This is a genomic window from Corynebacterium ulcerans, from assembly GCF_900187135.1.
Classification (GTDB): domain Bacteria; phylum Actinomycetota; class Actinomycetes; order Mycobacteriales; family Mycobacteriaceae; genus Corynebacterium; species Corynebacterium ulcerans.
Genome location: NZ_LT906443.1, coordinates 1,272,934 through 1,289,032 on the forward strand (window position 1 = coordinate 1,272,934; position 16,099 = coordinate 1,289,032).

A 16,099-nucleotide genomic window follows, 5' to 3' on the forward strand; every position below is an offset into this window, starting at 1 on the left:
GCACCAGACCGAGGGAAAATCTTTGAAAATTCCCCCTCACACACCCACCCCTTTCGGGGGCAAAAGTGTGCAAAATATTCATAGGGTGCTGCAAATAATCGCACGCGCTGCAGTTTTACCAACCAGTAATGTGCACAACGCCACATGCAAAACAGGGACCATCATCAAACTCTCAACGCCCGTCATGAGCCCGCGCTACACATCCACCTCCCCCGGAAAATCTCCACACCCCCGCACCCCAGGCAACACAAAGAGGTCTGACGTCTAGGCAACGCATAGGGGAATATCAGCTAAAAATCGCTCCCCCAGCAACCACTTTGGTCACATTTTTCACTTTAATTCACTATTTTTTACCCTGCGCTGGGGCTTACACATTGAACAAATTCCAGCGGAGGGGCAAAATAGCAGGGATGTCTAATTCTGATAATTCTCAAAATGCGCTCGGAGACCTCCCCTCCGGGCGTCCTTTGCAAACCGATTTCAATAACCAGTTCAACAACGACCTTGATTATCCCCGTCTCGGATCCGTCAGTTTCCGTCGCGGAACGCTCACCGATAATCAAGAGAGTATGTGGGAGGAATACTGGCCCAAGCTGGGCACAGTCCTGTCCGACGAGCGTATAAACGTCACGGAATGGTTCGGGCGTGACGATGCCCGCACGATCTTAGAAATCGGATCTGGAACCGGAACCTCTACCGCCGCGATGGCGCCGCTTGAGGCCGACACCAATGTTATTGCCGTCGAGCTCTATAAACCTGGTCTTGCCAAGCTCCTCGGCGCGATCGTCCGCAACGACATCAATAACATTCGCATGGTCCGGGGCGACGGGGTGGAAGTTCTCACCCGCATGTTCGGCGAATCCTCCCTCGACGGAGTCCGTATCTATTTCCCGGATCCCTGGCCCAAAGCGCGTCACCATAAACGTCGCATCATCCAGTCGGGCGTGCTTAACCTGATTGCCACCCGTCTTAAGCCTGGCGGTGTTCTCCATGTAGCCACCGATCACGCTGACTATGCCGAGTGGATTACCGAGCTTGTCCATGTAGAACCCATGCTGGAGTACATGGGCTGGCCGTGGCCTGAGTGTCCACAGCTCACAGATCGCCAGGTCATCACCAAATTTGAAGGTAAGGGCCTGGACAAGGATCACACCATCACGGAATTCCTGTGGAGGAAGAAATAAATGACTTCCTTTGATATCCCTCTCCACATCCCCGTAGCACCCGATAACGAGCTTCTTCTGGTGTGGGATGCCCCCAATCTAGACATGGGACTGGGCGCCATCCTTGGCGGACGCCCTAATGCGGCCCACCGTCCGCGTTTCGACGCCGTAGGTAAGTGGCTGCTAGCCAAAGCAGGCGAACTCAGCCATACCACCGGCATCAAGGTCGAGGCTGAGGCAACCGTCTTTGCCAACATCACCCCCGGTGGCGCAGATAATGTTCGCCCTTGGGTTGAAGCATTGCGCAACATCGGATTCGCGGTGTTTGCCAAGCCCAAGCTGTCCGAGGAAACCGACGTAGATCCGGACATGCTCGCCCATATTCGCCTACGTCACCAGGCCGGCAAGCTCAAAGGCTTAGTGGTAGCCAGCGCAGACGGACAGAATTTTAAAGACCTCCTCGATGAGCTAGCCGCCGAGGGAGTCGCCGTCACCGTCCTAGGATTCCACGAACACGCAGCTTGGGCAGTAGCCGATGAAGCATTGACGTTCGTAGACTTAGAGGAAGTGCCCGGAGTATTCCGTGACCCGCTACCTCGTGTCAGCCTGGACAAGCTTCCCGACGAAGGCGCATGGCTACAGCCATTCCGCCCACTTACTGCCTTATTGTCTAATCGCTAGGATCAATACACATGTTCTCACGCTGGGGAGACTTCGCTTACCGCCACCGTCGCGTGGTGCCCGTAGCAATCGTCGTGTTTATCGTGGCGATCTACGGTATCTTTGGCATCCGCCTTGCCGAACGCATGAGCCAAGAAGGCTGGGATGATCCCGGTTCTTCCTCGACTCAGGCTGCCAATATTGAGCAAGAAGTCTTTGGTCGCGACAACTCCGGCGACGTTGTGCTCCTCTTCTCTTCTGAAGACGGAATAGCTAAGAACAAGAACTTCGATGAGATCAAGCAGTATCTGGGCGACCTCAAAGCTTTGCATCCCGACCAGATCGCGGACGTCACATCGTACTTTGATAACCGCAATGCTCAGTTGCTATCCAAGGACGGGAAAACGGCCTTTGCCGCGGTCTCCCTCAAAGGTGACCACGAGCAAACCTTGAAAGATTTCCGAGCGATCAAAGGAAATCTGAAGCCGAAATTTGACGGTGTGACTGTCCAAGTAGCCGGAGCTACTGCGGTCGCTGATGCCTTGGATTCCGGTATGGCGGGCGATATCAAACGTGCGGAAGTGGTAGCACTTCCGCTCGTGGCTATTTTGCTGCTGTTTGTTTTCGGCTCAGTAGTAGCCGCCTTTATGCCTCTCATCGTGGGCATTCTCTCCATTTTGGGTTCCCTTGGCGTGCTGTCCATTCTCGCCGGTTTCGCTCAAGTGAATGTGTTCGCACAATCCGTGGTCACGCTGCTTGGTTTGGGCTTAGCCATTGACTACGGGCTTTTCATGGTGTCTCGCTTCCGTGAGGAGATGGACCAGGGCCGAGATATCCGTGACGCGGTGCGCATAACCACGTCTACCGCTGGAAAGACCGTGGTCTTCTCTGCAGCCATGGTGGCCGTGGCCCTTTCCGGACTGTTGGTCTTCCCGCAGGCCTTCCTTAAGTCGGTAGCCTACGGCGCCATCAGCGCCGTCGGTCTTGCTGCTTTACTGTCCATCACGGTACTGCCCTCGATCTTTGCGATGCTGGGGACAAAGATCGACAAGTGGACATTGCGCCGAACTAATCGCAGCGCTCGCACGCTTTCCGATACCTGGTGGTACAAGCTACCCGCCTGGGCCATGAAGCGTTCCAAAACCGTCGTTGTCTCTCTCGTCTTCCTTTTGATCGCGTTGACGGTTCCGCTCGCGGGAATCACGTTCGGCGGAATCAATGAGACATACCTGCCGCCTAACAGCGATGTCCGTAAGGCTCAGTCCACCTTTGACCAAGAGTTCCCTGCCTTCCGTACAGAACCCATCAAGCTGGTAGTTTCTAATGCCACTAACGATCAGCTGATCAAGGTATACCAACAGGCAAACGCGATCACGGGCCTCACCGATAGGTTTAAGCCGTCGACCGCTACTAAAGAAGGCACCACCGTTCTTTCTGCTGGCATCGCCGAGCGCAAAGACAACGAGTCAGTGGTAAAACAGCTCCGAGCAATCGAGGTTCCTGAAGGCGTCAGCGTGCACATCGGCGGCACCCCGGCAATGGAGGTTGAATCCATTGAGGCGCTCTTTGGCAAGCTGCCGTGGATGGCAATCTACATCGTGCTAGCCACATTCATTTTGATGTCTCTGGTGTTCGGCTCGATGATCCTGCCGGCAAAAGCCATCATCATGACGATCCTGGGCATGGGCGCCACCCTGGGCATTCTCACCGCAATGTTCGTCGACGGCATCGGCTCCAGCCTCTTTAACTTCTCCGCCGGCCCATTGATGAGTCCCGTCTTGGTTCTCATCATGGCGATTGTCTACGGCCTATCCACGGACTACGAGGTGTTCTTGGTCTCCCGCATGGTGGAGGCACGCGACAACGGTGAGTCCACCGACGAAGCCATCAAGTACGGCACTGCCCACACCGGCGGCATTATTACGGCTGCCGCGCTGATCATGATCGTGGTCTGTGGTGCGTTTGGGTTCTCCGAGATCGTGATGATGAAGTACATCGCGTTTGGCATGGTCGTAGCGTTGCTTTTCGACGCCACCATCATCCGCATGCTTCTAGTTCCCGCGGTCATGCACCTGCTGCGTGAAGACAACTGGTGGGCGCCCCGATGGGTCAAGCGAGCCTCCGAAGCCATGGGCCATAACTCTGCCCCTGAACCACTACCTGTTGCTTCTCCACTGGTGGAGAGCGTCGATACGCCTGTGAGGCGCGTCGAGCCCGTGCAACCTCGCGTCCCAGTATCCGCCTATATGGACGACACGAGCACCATGGCCCCAGTGAAGGAACACCCTTACCCACCTCGCCCTGCTCAGCAGCAGCCCGCTCCCCAGCAACCCACTTCCCCACGGCCTATACCTCCGCGACCTGCGCCTCCGCGCACTCCTCCGCACGCTGCAGCACCTGCTTTTAACCCAAAGCGCACATGGGGCAGCACTGCTGCTACAACGCACGATTCAGGAGCCGCCGATACAGTGGAGGGGCAAGGCTCACATACCCCGAAGCGCAAACTCCATCACTCGCGACGCGAAACCCTCGTGTCCGACACAACAGTGGTGGATCCCCGGACCGCAGGTCGATCCGGACGTATTGCCTCCGAGGATAACGAGCTCGTCCCCTTCTCTGAGCTGGTGAAGCGTCTGCGTGAAGAACATTAGAGCCCGATGGTGGCATAACAAGTGGGTGCGGTTTTTAGGACCGCTGGTGATCCTTGCGATCGCCGCCTTCTTGCTACGCGATAAAATGCCGTTCCTCGCCGAGGGATACCGCGAGGTGCTAGAGGCAAACAACACTGGGCTCGTTCTGTCCGTTGTCGCAGTTCTTATCTCTTTGATCGCGATGGCCGAAGTCATGCGGCAGCTCCTCCGAGCTGGCGGCTCCAAGGTCAGCCTGCTGCACACCACTCAGCTGGTGTTCATCGCTAACTCCTGGTCGGGCACGTTCCCAGGAGGCGCAGCGATTTCCACGGTGTATCAATTCAAAACCATGCGTAACTGGGGCGTGAGTATCCTCGTGAGCTCGTGGTTTATCGTAGTCTCCGGCGCTCTGTCCACGCTCTGGCTGGTGGCCTTGGGAATTGTCGGCGTCTTATTCATGGGGGCCCAGTTCAGCATATGGCCCCTGCTAGGAACCGCTAGCGTTATGATCGGCGTCTCCGTCTTGCTCTACGCAGCAACCAATAATCCACGCACGACCAGCCGCTACGCCACCGGCATCGTCCGCGCCTTTAACCGCCTCATGCGCAAGGACCCCGAACGCTGGATCCCCACCATCAAGGGGCAGATCTCCCAACTCGACGCCGTACGCCTCACTCCTAGTCGTTTTCGCGTGGTTTCATTACTCTCGCTCTCCAACTGGCTTTTCGACGTCGCCAGCCTCTGGCTGTGCATCTGGGCCGTTACGGGCAATCTCCCCGGGTTGGAACGCGTCGGCGAGATCCCCTCATTCCTGGGTGTGACTCTCGCCTTTGTCACCGCAAAAATCGTGGGCACTGCGCAGATCACCCCGGCAGGTGTGGGCCCCGTCGAGGCCGCCATGACAGCGAGCCTCGTGGCGGTGGGTATGACCGTGTCCACAGCCTTTGGCGCAGTCTTTGTCTACCGCATTGTGTCCTTTGCGCTCATCACAGCCATCGGCTGGATCATCTACTTCATCACCGTCGCCCGTGGCGGGATACGCGCAAGCTATGGTGATCAGGACAACGAACCTTATAAGGAGACCGCAACCTCATGAAGTACTTCTGGTACGACGTTATCGCCGTCCTCGCATTCGCCATCTTCGCCCGCGCTGCGCATGGCGGCCTGGGCATACTCCAAATCCTCGATACCTGGTGGCCATTCCTCATCGGCACAGCCTTGGGCTGGCTTCTCATACGCGCCCGCAACCCTCTGGCCCTCGGTAATGGCGCTATCGTTTGGGTCGCTACGGCAGCAGCCGGCCTCACTGTATGGGGTATCCGTCACGGTCAGGTTCCCCATTGGTCCTTCATGATCGTCGCTACAGTGATGAGCGGAATCTTGCTCTTAGGCTGGCGTGTTGTGGCTGGCAAGCTACACAGTACAAAGGTAAAGGGTTAACCAAATCCCCAGAAAATAAGTATTCCCTTAACGTATACTTTTTGTTATGTTAACTTCTGGAAGTAATCGCATACTTTAGGTTCCGCTACCAGGGCCCTGTGCGGCTTTGGAAATGAATCTTGATTCAACACAACATCCAGAACAACACAGCAAAGAGGTCTTCTATGTCTACGTCTTCACGCCGGATTTCCCTTATCGTCAGCGGCATCCTCGCCACAGCCATTATCGCCCCCGCCGCCCCTGCACTAGCAGCAGATGCTGGCCTTGTGAACGCGGTGACCGCCGCGCAAGACGCCGAAGAAGCCCCCAAGACCCACGAGGAAAAGCTCCAAGAGGCAACAGAGCTGCTCACCAAGATCACTTCCCAGGGCGGGGCCGTTGCTTATATCCAGCATGAGGGGAGGGAAGTACTCAACAACTACACCCCAGGTGAGGGTGAGATTGAGTCTTTCATCCAAAGCGCCGATAGAAAGCACTCCGAAGAGCAGCTTCGGGAAGCAATCGACGCCACTCGCGAAGACGCCACCATAGCTAAAAAGCACATCACGGATATGCTGGACACACTGACTGAGCAGTACTCCGACGCCCAAACATCCAAGGAAGAAGCCTTTATCCAGGCCGCCCAGAAGGTACAAAGCGCCATAAGCAATCTCAAGCTCTCCGCGGAATGGCTGGCCATTATGCAGAAGGTCGCAACGCACTTCAACGTGCCAACAGACGGTATTAAAGACGCTTTCACCCCAAACGCGTAGGTCTTCAATATCGCCTGGGGGTGGCATACATGATATTCGTATGCCACCCCCAGGGGCTTAAGGGGGAACTCATCACTCACACAGCTCTCTCTTGTCAGCGTATTCGACTAACCTAAACACAATGACAGTGGAGACTTTTCTTACGGGGCTTAGCCCAGTAATTGTGTATGCAATCGTAGGATTCGGAGTGTTGATTGAAAGCATCGGAATCCCCATCCCCGGTGAAACCGCAGTAATCGCCGCGTCTCTCCTATCCACCACTCACACCGCGAATATTCATCTGCAGTGGGTCTTTGCTGCAGCATGCATCGGGGCAGTGATCGGCGATAACATAGGTTATTCCCTAGGGCATCGCTACGGACATCACCTCACCTCTTGGTTAGAAAAGCGCTTCCCTCGCCATTTATCACCCAACAGAATGCGTTACGCGGAACACCTTATGCGTACTAAAGGAGTTCCTGTCGTCCTCGGCGGCCGTTTCATAGCGCTGCTTCGCATTCTCGCAGGACCACTCTCAGGCGTAACGCGTATGCCCTATAGTCACTTCTTTTTTGCCAACGTTGCGGGAGCTATAGCCTGGGCGGGAACTGTCACCCTTATGGTTGGACTTTTAGGCAAAGCTGCACATACCTGGATCAACGATATTTCCTGGGTGCTCGGCGGAGCTGTTCTGGCCATGGCGATCGCCGCCATTCTCTTTGGCAAGGTAACAGGACGCTGGCTGGATAAAAAGGCAGAAGAATACGCGCAGCGCAGTAGCTAATACGTGAAAATCCCCTGGTTCTAGAGCCAGGGGATTTTCACGTGCCATAGAGTGCCCAGTCGCACTACATAGGAGAAATGGTGTGCTTCTTAGGCAGATCGTGCAGATCTTTAGTTTCTAGCTGACGCAGTGCGCGTCGCAAAGCAATACGAGTCTCATGAGGCTGGATCATCGCGTCAATATAGCCACGTTCAGCAGCGACATAGGGGCTGGTCATGTTCTCGTCGTAGAAATCCATGAAGACCTTCTTCATGTACGTCCGCTGAGTCTCATCCTCGATCATGGCCAGCTGCTTGCCCTGGATCATCACGGACGCCGCCGCAGCGCCCATCACAGCGATCTGAGCGGTTGGCCATGCCAGGTTGATGTCACCAGTGAGGTTCTTGGACCCCATCACCGCATACGCTCCGCCATAAGCCTTGCGCACGATCAACGAGATCTTAGGAACCGTAGCTTCCACCAGAGCAAAGGCTAGTTTGGCACCACGGTGGATCAGTCCGGCTTTCTCCTGGTCCACGCCTGGTAGGTAGCCGGGGGTATCGACCACGAACAGAACAGGGATGTTGTAGGCGTCGCAAATGCGGATAAAACGAGCACCCTTGTCGGCCGCATCAGCGTCGATGCAGCCGGCAAACTCTAGTGGCTGGTTGGCCACCACACCCACAGATTTGCCATCGATACGCGCAAAACCCGTGATCAAGTTAGGCGCGAAGTTCGGCTGCACCTCAAGGAAATCATCGGAGTCAAAAAGACGCTTGAGCAGATCGTGCATGTCATAGCCGGCGTTGGTGTCATCCGGCATGAAGGTATCCAAGGCTTCGTCGCCGGTGAGATCCTCGTCCGCGGGGGCCCAATACTCAGGGTTGGGATCCTGACATGTCAACGGAAGGTGCTGCAAAAGATCATGGACATAATTGAATGCATCCTCCTCATCGGCAGCGACATAGGAGACGTTGCCGTTGAGTTCCTGCTGACGAGCCGAGCCCAGATCATGGGAGCTAATGTCCTCGCCAGTGACCTCCTTGATCACGGCAGGGCCAGTAACGTAGAGCTCTGCACGCCCATCGACAGCCACCACAAAGTCAGTGGTCACCGGAGCGTATACGGCACCGCCGGCGGACTTACCCATCATGATGGAGATCTGCGGGCTACGGCCAGACAGCGGAAGCTGCCTGCGGGAAATCTCCGAATACATGGCTAGCGAGGTCACGGCATCTTGGATACGAGCGCCGCCAGAATCCTGAATGCCGATCACCGGGCAACCAATTTTGATGGCCATGTCCATGACCTCACAGACCTTACGACCAAAGGTCACGCCCACGGAACCGCCATATACCGTCTTATCGTGTGCGTAAATGGCCACGGGACGGCCGTCGATACGCCCGTATCCGGTAACCACGCCGTCACCGTAAGGAGCATCTTTTTCGTCGGGGGTACGGCCAAGTGCGCCGATTTCTACGAAAGAGCCGTCATCAAGGAGTCGCTGAATACGCTGACGGGGGGTCGTAAAACCTGCCTCGTCGCGCTTCGCTCGGGCACGCTCGCTGCCCGGGTCTTGAGCCTTCTCAAGGCGCGCGCGTAGGTCAGCTAGCTTTTCCGCAGTTGTCTTCATGCTCACTTAGTCAGTCACCTGCTTGGGGATTATTTACTGTGCAGTTCTGCAATTCGCTTGGTCAGCTCAAGGCCCACCGTAGCGATTTCCGGCTCATCGACCACCGCAAGGTGATCACCGCGCAGTTGCACAATGTCCAACTGCTCCACGATAGCCGACCAACCACCATCCTGATTAATCTCAGCGTACGCCGGCTCAAGTTCAATCGCCCCATCGTGCATACGTTCTGCGCGGAACAGGATCACAGGAGCCTTCACACCAGCCCAACGCTGCATATCCATCTTGTCCAGAATTCGGTTATCCACAAAGGAGGCGCGCTGGTGTTCTAGCACACCAGCAGAAAGGCCGTGCTCAGAGGCATCTGTGTTGGCCAAGAACTCACTCATCATGGTCAGAAGAGCGTCTTCACCAGCGGTTTCCAAGAGCTCATAGGGAACCGGGAAGTCAAGGCCGTAGGTCTTCTTGGCAAACGCCGAGTACCGTTCCCACCGCTTCTTGGTCTCTTCCATTGTGTCTGGCGCGGGGTTCTTTGGCTGAACCGTATCCAGGAGAGCAATCGTGGCGATCTCTACGCCACTGCCTTGTAGCTGATGAGCAACCTCATAGGCCAGCGCTCCACCAAAGCTCCAACCACCCAAAATGACAGGAAGCCCATCTGAGTAGCGCTTAATCTCATCGAGGTATTGAGCAGCACGGTCCTCCAAAGCACCCTCAAGGCGCTCCACACCATAAACGGGTACCTCTGCCGGAAGTCGTCGCATCAGTGGTTGGTACACAACCGAAGATCCTCCGGCCGGGTGGAACATGAACACGGCCGGGGCGGTCGAGCCTTCCGGACGCGCGCGCAGCACGCGGATGTTGCCTTCCACGTCGGTTTCCAGTCCCTCGCGGACAATGTTGGCCAGCGGCTCTAGAGTCTCAGCTGCAAAAACCTGCTCTGTAGTCACTTCAATGCCACCGCGCTCGGTGAGGCGCTCAGCAATGTCCTTGGCCTGTTCCTCGGTGATTGATGGAAGCTCGCTGGTCACTCCCGCTGCAGCAGCACCTGTGATTCCCGCCCAGGTAGCAAAGACGAGGCGTTCCGACGCGTCACGCGGAGCCACTCCGACGCCTTTAGCACCGTCACGAGGTTCGCTCTTCTCTACAACAGTGGGTACCGGCGACGGCGTGCTCTCTGCGTCGGCGGTGACCGCGGACGCAGTACCGTCGCCAGCTGGTTTGGCCGCAACCAATCCTTCTACCAGGGTGACTACCTCGGCCGCGGAAGCGTCGCGAAGCGCCTGCACCTGCAACGGTGGAATCTGGAAGTCATACTCAATGCGGTTCTTGATGCGCATACCCATCAAGGAGTCCAGGCCCAAGTCAATAAGAGGAAGTTCAAGCGGAAGATCTTCCACGTCATACCCCATTGCCTCGGAGACGATAGCGCGCATCCGCTGCTCCACGGTTTCCCCGCTCGTGGGATCCCAGCGCAGGGACTCGCCCACAAAATCAGAAGGCTGTTCCGGCTGCTTTACCGGAATATCCTGAGTCAGCGGCGCAGGAGTCTCAAAAGAATCAGCTGCTAGTGCCACAGCGGTGGCAAAACCCTCTGCAACGGCAACGGTGGTGTCACCCATAACGCGGTGAATCTCGACGCTCACGCCACCGATATTGCGGGTGACCACAGTGGTCAGATCACCCGACGGCGGCAACGTGCCCGTCTCCTCGACGGCGATAAGCGTGGCGCCTGGAAGAACAGCCTCAACGGCGGCTTCCAGTAGTGCTGCTGCGGAAGGAACGAGGTCAGCCGTGGTGGAGAAAGCCACCGCCCCCTTGGGCAGAGTCACCTTTGTGCCAGGCAATGCTGCATGGTTGCCCGATGACGGGCGTGCAGCGGTCCAATACCGTTGGCGCTTCCACGGGATATGGGGAGCGTGAATAGTTTCGCCTTCCCCGTAGAGACGGCTGAAATCTATCGGGGCACCCTGGACATACATCTTGCCTAGGAGGTCCCGGATCGACTCGGCCTCGCTCACCTTGCGCTTGAGCGCGAACAGGAGTTGAGCGTCGCCTCTGCCTACACTAAACGCCGTGTTCATCATGCCCATCAAGGCAACCGGGTTTGGCGAAATTTCCACCAGCATCGTATGCCCTGCCGCAAATGCCTGCTCAGTGGCATCCTGGAACCATACAGCCTGACGGGTACAGCGCAGCCAATAGTCCGAGTCGTGCACCACAGATCCCACAGGGTATGTGACTCCCCGATCCACGGAGCTAAACAGCGGAATGGTGATCGGCAACGGAGTGATGTCTGAGGTCTCCGCGGCGAGTTCGCCAAGGAGCGGTTCGACGGCACTCGTATGACCAGCACCCTTAACGTTAAGAAGTCGAGCGAATTTCTCTTCCGACTCCAGCTTCTCCACAAGGCGCACCACTGCTTCTCGTGGGCCGCCCACTGTGGTCATGCCTGGTCCTGCATAAACGGCAGGCTCAATACCTGCGAAGTCTGGGTGGGTGGCAATAAACTCGTCGAGTGCCTCTACAGAGAACTCCACCACGGCCATCGCGCCGAGCTCGTCCTCAGGAAGAGACTTCTCGCCCTCACCCATGAGTCTGGAGCGGTGGCAAGCAATGCGCATAGCATCCTCAGCGCTAAGCCCGCCGGCTGCATAGGCCGCAGCGATCTCGCCCATAGACATGCCCATCACGGCGGCCGGACGCGCCCCGTAGGAAGCCAGAAGATCGGTCAGCGCGATCTGGATTGCGGTGATAGCCACCTGCGCGGTTTCCGTGTCATAGGTCTGTTCATCGTCAGCAACGATGTCCAGGATGGACCAGCCCGATTCAAAAGCTACCAGCTGATTAAGTTCTTCCAGTCGCGCCCGGAACTCGGAGGACATAGCCACCAGGTTCTTCACCATCTTGCGATGCTGGGAACCGAAACCGGAGTACACAAAAACGGGGCCAACGGTAGCCGGCGAATCTGCGGCGGCGATACCGGCACTGATCTTGCCTTCCGCAACCTGACGCAGACGCTTCACAGCATCAGCAGTGGTATCCGCGTGGACCACGGCACGAGAGCGCCCATGGTTACGCTTAGCCACGCTACGCGCAACTTTAATCAGGTCCTCATCTGCACGGCCTTCCAAGAAGTCTGCAAGCTGTGCAGCGACCTCCCTGCGTCGCGACGGCAACAGCCCCGATACCTCAAGGGTGACCGCATGCGGGTTCTCAGGATCTATAAGCTGCGGGGTGGGCTGGTGCTGAGTGGTGTATTCCTCAGGCTCGAAGGAGGACACAACCACGTGAGCGTTGGTGCCACCAAAGCCGAATCCGGACACGCCTGCGATCTTGTGACCTGAGTACTGTGGCCATTCGCGAGGATCTTCGATGACCTCAAGGTGCTCCGCATCAAAGTCAACATAGCGGTTCGGCGCCGTGTAGTTGAGCGACGGCGGCAGCACGTCGTTAGTCATAGAAAGCACGACCTTGATCAGACCTGCAGCGCCCGCAGCAGACTCGGTGTGCCCGAAGTTTGTCTTAGCTGAACCGAGCAACGTGGGCGTGGCAAAATCACGTCCGGGGCCCAAAACCTTGCCCAGAGAGGTGGCCTCAATGGGATCACCGAGGATCGTGCCGGTGCCGTGTGCCTCTACATAGTCCACAGTCGCGGGGTCCACGCCGGCATCATTATATGCGCGATGGAGGACATCTACCTGCGCGTCAGGGTTGGGTGCAGTTAGGCCATTGGAGTGCCCGTCAGAGTTGACTGCGGAACCCTTGATCACGGCGAGGATAGTGTCGCCGTCCGTAATGGCGTCCTGGACGCGCTTCAAAATGAGTACGCCGGCGCCGTCGGAACGCACAAAGCCGTCTGCGTCATCGGAGAAAGCATGGATCTTTCCGGTGGGGCTAAAAACGCCCAACTCGCCAAAGCCTGTGGACACAAAAGGCGCAGCGAGGATGTTCACACCGCCAGCCACAGCGACGGAGGCTTCTCCCTCACGCAGCGCACGAACAGCTTGGTGCACAGACACCAACGAGGAGGAACACGCAGTGTCCACGTTGACCGATGGGCCACGGAAGTCAAACGCATAGGAGATGCGGTTAGGAATAATCGAGCTGGCAGTTCCCGTGAGCGCATAAGGATGAGACTCGGAGGGATCGGCGCTGATCAGCATGCCGTAGTCGTTGCTGGAAGAACCAACGAACACGCCTACCGGCTCCCCGCGCAGGCTGGAGGGCGCAATGTGCGCGTGCTCCAATGCCTCCCACGTCAGCTCAAGCATGATGCGCTGCTGCGGGTCAATGTTCACGGTCTCTAACGGTGACAGCCCAAAAAACTCGGCGTCAAAGCTGGAAATATCGTCCAGGTAACCGCCCCGGAAATCGATGTCAGCCATCTTTTTGGTCGTAACCTCATCGGCTGCGTATTCCGACCAACGTCCGATGGGAAGATCGGTGATGCCGTCACGCCCCTCAACGAGCATGGACCACATCTCATCGATATTGTGCGCACCTGGGTAACGAGCCGCCATGCCCACGATCGCAATGTCGTGGTTACCTGGGGTGTTCGAGGTGCGAGTGAGCTTCTGCAAACGTGCAGATTGCTCGCGAGGAGCGCCCTCTACCAAGCGCTTAGACAACGCCGTGATAGTCGGATATTCATAGGCAATTGTTGCATCAAGCTGAACACCAAGGAGGTTCTCCAACTCGCCGGACAGCAGCACAACATCACGAGATGACAGACCGAAAGACTGCATCGGCTTGTCATCTGTGATCTCTTCGGCCGGTAGCCCAGTGGTAGCAATAACCCAGTCTCGCAACCACGCTCGCAGTTGCTCGGTGGTCATCGCATTTTTGGCACCCTGGCGAGAATCCATACGTATAAAACCTTCTCAGTGATCGGCGAAATATCGGCACCTCTAAGGGAGGGGTGCCGATAAGATTTACCTACGACAGTCGTTCTATTCTATATCGTCACTGAGGCACCAAGTGTTTCATCCGGTGCAATTCGACAAAGCTGCACTACAAAGCACAAGAGGGGCCGTCGAGCACTAAGCTTTTCGACGCCCCTCTCTTTCCACAAGCAACTACTGCTCTAGGTATGCCTTCTTGTTCACGCGGCGTGCGATCTTTCCGGAGGATGAACGAAGAATCTCACCAGGGGCAACCACACGAATGTCGGTAGGCACCACGCCATGAGACTCGGTCACTGCTGCACGGATTGCCTCTATAGCTTCAGCATCACCGGAAGCGTCGCGCTCAAGGTCACGCTCAGCCAGGATGATCAGCTTCTCTACGTCGTCGCCTTCAATAGCAAAAGCAGCGACGGCTGCCGGACGAATATGCTCAGAAGCGTGATCCACGGTGTACTCAATATCCTGCGGATAGTGGTTACGTCCAGCGATAATGACCAGGTCCTTGAGACGACCCGTAATAAACAGATCTCCATCAACCATCGTGCCAAGGTCGCCGGTAGCCATCCAGCGGTCGTCCTCAGGAGCACCCTCTGCACGAGAGTTCTCAGCCAAGCGGCCCGCCAACGTGTTGCGGAAGGTTTCCGCCGTGTCCGCATCGCGGTCTAGGTAACCAGCAGCCACGTTATCTCCATGAACCCAGATCTCACCGATGGAGCCGTCGGCAAGCTCCTGCTTGGTCTCGGGGTCTACGATCACAAGCTTCTGCGGAGCAACTGCCTGGCCACAGCCCATCATGGACACTGCTGCAGGAGAATCGGAATCAACGCGTACGGCCTTGTTTGCAGCGAGTTCATCACGATCAAAGTACGCAATGCTCGGGCGTTCTGGAGTCTGCGGCGTGGTCACCAGGAGGGAAGCCTCTGCCAGACCGTAGGAAGGACGGATTGCGGAACGATTAAGGCCAAAGGGGCCAAATGCTTCCACAAAGGCGTTCACTGCCTTTTCTGTGACAGGCTCGGAGCCTACGATCAGACCATCAACCTTTGAGAAATCCGCATCCGAGCCGGCCTCAGGAGCAGCATAACGAGCAGCCAACTCCAGTGCGAAGTTAGGAACGACGGTGTACACCGCATTGTCGCCTTCTCGGCGCTTAAGCTGGTTTACCCAGCGTGACGGCTGCTGGATGAAGTCGCGTGGAGCCATCAGCTCAAACTCCAGGCCTAGCAAGGTCACAAACGCGGCCAAGATGATGCCCATGTCATGGTGCAGTGGAAGCCAAGAAACAAGACGCAGTGGTGTCTTAAGCTGAATGGCCGTAAAAATCTGCAAGACGTTGGTCAAGATGGAACGGTTAGTCAGCATAACGCCCGCGGGAGTGCGTGTGGATCCCGAGGTGTACTGCAAGAATGCAGGAAGATCGACCGGCGCCGTCTTCAATGCTGCAGCGAAAGCCTGCCCCTCCTCGGTGAGCAACGGATTAACAAAGCTCTGCGCGCCGGAATCAGGCAAGGAGTCAATAGAAATGATGCGTGGGCGTTCTGCGCCTGGGATCTCCGCAAAGAAACGACGAACAGCCGTAGCGGACGTGTTATTGGTCAACACGATGGTCGGCTTGGCGTCTCCCATGACTGCAGTGAGGTGGTCTGCGTGCCCCGGCTCTGTGGGGTCATACAGCGGAACTGGAACCATACCGGCGTAGAGCGAGCCAAGGAAGCCAAAGAGGTACTCCGGGCTGTTGTTAGCCAAAATTGCCACGCGGTCGCCGATGCTGCCTACTTGCTGAAGACGTGCTGCGACAACTTTAATTCGGGTGTTAACCTCAGTTCGGTTAAAGTCGCGGGCCTCGCCTTCCCGAGAGGAAGAGAAATCCCAGAAGCGGATGCAGTGGCGGTCAGCTCCACCCATTGCAGCATCAGCTTGGAAGAGAACCTCGCCAAGGCCAGCGAGGGTCAGCTCGGGCCGAAGGTTAATCTCGCCCTTCTCGTCAAAGAACTGGCGCATAGCCTGATTCAGATCCATAAGTCTCCTTGAGGGGTTCCTGGCGCGGGGCCATTGCAGAGCCGTCCGTCCGCACCGAAAGTGCTTAATGTTCCATCTACTCTATTAGTTTTGATTGCGAAAGTGTTACACAATAATCAAAAAAGTAGATATCTAGGGGAAATCTTCAGGTATAGG

At 56.7% G+C, this 16,099-nt stretch carries 9 protein-coding genes and 2 pseudogenes; 7 read left to right on the plus strand and 4 right to left on the minus strand.

All coding sequences use genetic code 11. The features are described from left to right. Positions 1-410: 410 nt before the first annotated feature. The 7 genes from trmB to CKV68_RS05745 all read left to right on the plus strand — a co-directional run bounded on the left by trmB (position 411) and on the right by CKV68_RS05745 (position 7,408). Positions 411-1,184 (plus strand): tRNA (guanosine(46)-N7)-methyltransferase TrmB, encoded by a 774-nt coding sequence (gene trmB / locus CKV68_RS05715; RefSeq protein ID WP_095075776.1) that lies wholly within the window; start codon positions 411-413, stop codon positions 1,182-1,184. Further along, on the plus strand, positions 1,185-1,844 hold the full coding sequence (locus tag CKV68_RS05720; RefSeq protein ID WP_013912520.1) for an NYN domain-containing protein: 660 nt from the start codon (positions 1,185-1,187) through the stop codon (positions 1,842-1,844). A gap of 11 nt (positions 1,845-1,855) precedes the next feature. After that, positions 1,856-4,474, plus strand: a complete 2,619-nt coding sequence (locus tag CKV68_RS05725; protein WP_095075777.1) for an MMPL family transporter — start codon at positions 1,856-1,858, stop codon at positions 4,472-4,474. Positions 4,475-4,520: 46 nt separating this feature from the next. After that, positions 4,521-5,549 (plus strand): lysylphosphatidylglycerol synthase transmembrane domain-containing protein, encoded by a 1,029-nt coding sequence (locus tag CKV68_RS05730; protein ID WP_231910473.1) that lies wholly within the window; start codon positions 4,521-4,523, stop codon positions 5,547-5,549. Next, a complete protein-coding gene (locus tag CKV68_RS05735) occupies positions 5,546-5,893 on the plus strand; it encodes a DUF3054 domain-containing protein (RefSeq protein WP_029975150.1) in 348 nt (115 codons plus the stop codon). Before CKV68_RS05730 ends, CKV68_RS05735 begins: the two co-directional genes overlap by 4 nt. Before the next feature lie 164 nt (positions 5,894-6,057). After that, positions 6,058-6,645 carry a hypothetical protein gene (locus CKV68_RS05740; RefSeq protein WP_095075779.1) on the plus strand — a complete coding sequence of 196 codons (588 nt, stop codon included), beginning with the start codon at positions 6,058-6,060 and terminating at the stop codon, positions 6,643-6,645. Between the two features lie 121 nt (positions 6,646-6,766). Continuing rightward, positions 6,767-7,408, plus strand: coding sequence for a DedA family protein (locus CKV68_RS05745; protein ID WP_095076248.1), 642 nt, complete (start codon positions 6,767-6,769; stop codon positions 7,406-7,408). A gap of 64 nt (positions 7,409-7,472) precedes the next feature. Here the strand turns inward: CKV68_RS05745 and CKV68_RS05750 are convergent, their stop codons facing one another. From CKV68_RS05750 to CKV68_RS05760, 4 genes and pseudogenes are all read right to left on the minus strand, one after another. Then, positions 7,473-9,020: an acyl-CoA carboxylase subunit beta gene (locus CKV68_RS05750; RefSeq protein ID WP_095075780.1), complete on the minus strand. Its 1,548-nt coding sequence runs from the start codon at positions 9,018-9,020 to the stop codon at positions 7,473-7,475. 29 nt (positions 9,021-9,049) lie between these two features. Further along, a pseudogene (locus tag CKV68_RS11490) lies at positions 9,050-10,129 on the minus strand (alpha/beta fold hydrolase); the annotation flags it as partial. 107 nt (positions 10,130-10,236) lie between these two features. Next, positions 10,237-13,885: pseudogene (locus tag CKV68_RS05755) on the minus strand (beta-ketoacyl synthase N-terminal-like domain-containing protein); the annotation flags it as partial. A gap of 210 nt (positions 13,886-14,095) precedes the next feature. Next, on the minus strand, positions 14,096-15,943 hold the full coding sequence (locus CKV68_RS05760) for a FadD32-like long-chain-fatty-acid--AMP ligase (RefSeq protein WP_038619526.1): 1,848 nt from the start codon (positions 15,941-15,943) through the stop codon (positions 14,096-14,098). Positions 15,944-16,099: the final 156 nt, after the last annotated feature.

Bases quoted from the DNA above. Each gene is read 5' to 3' on its own strand.
- CKV68_RS05725 (WP_095075777.1), top strand. From the start codon at position 1,856: ATGTTCTCACGCTGGGGAGACTTCGCTTACCGCCACCGTCGCGTGGTG.
- trmB (WP_095075776.1), top strand. From the start codon at position 411: ATGTCTAATTCTGATAATTCTCAAAATGCGCTCGGAGACCTCCCCTCC.
- CKV68_RS05735 (WP_029975150.1), top strand. From the start codon at position 5,546: ATGAAGTACTTCTGGTACGACGTTATCGCCGTCCTCGCATTCGCCATC.
- CKV68_RS05750 (WP_095075780.1), bottom strand. From the start codon at position 9,020: ATGAAGACAACTGCGGAAAAGCTAGCTGACCTACGCGCGCGCCTTGAG.
- CKV68_RS05720 (WP_013912520.1), top strand. From the start codon at position 1,185: ATGACTTCCTTTGATATCCCTCTCCACATCCCCGTAGCACCCGATAAC.
- CKV68_RS05740 (WP_095075779.1), top strand. From the start codon at position 6,058: ATGTCTACGTCTTCACGCCGGATTTCCCTTATCGTCAGCGGCATCCTC.
- CKV68_RS05745 (WP_095076248.1), top strand. From the start codon at position 6,767: ATGACAGTGGAGACTTTTCTTACGGGGCTTAGCCCAGTAATTGTGTAT.
- CKV68_RS05760 (WP_038619526.1), bottom strand. From the start codon at position 15,943: ATGGATCTGAATCAGGCTATGCGCCAGTTCTTTGACGAGAAGGGCGAG.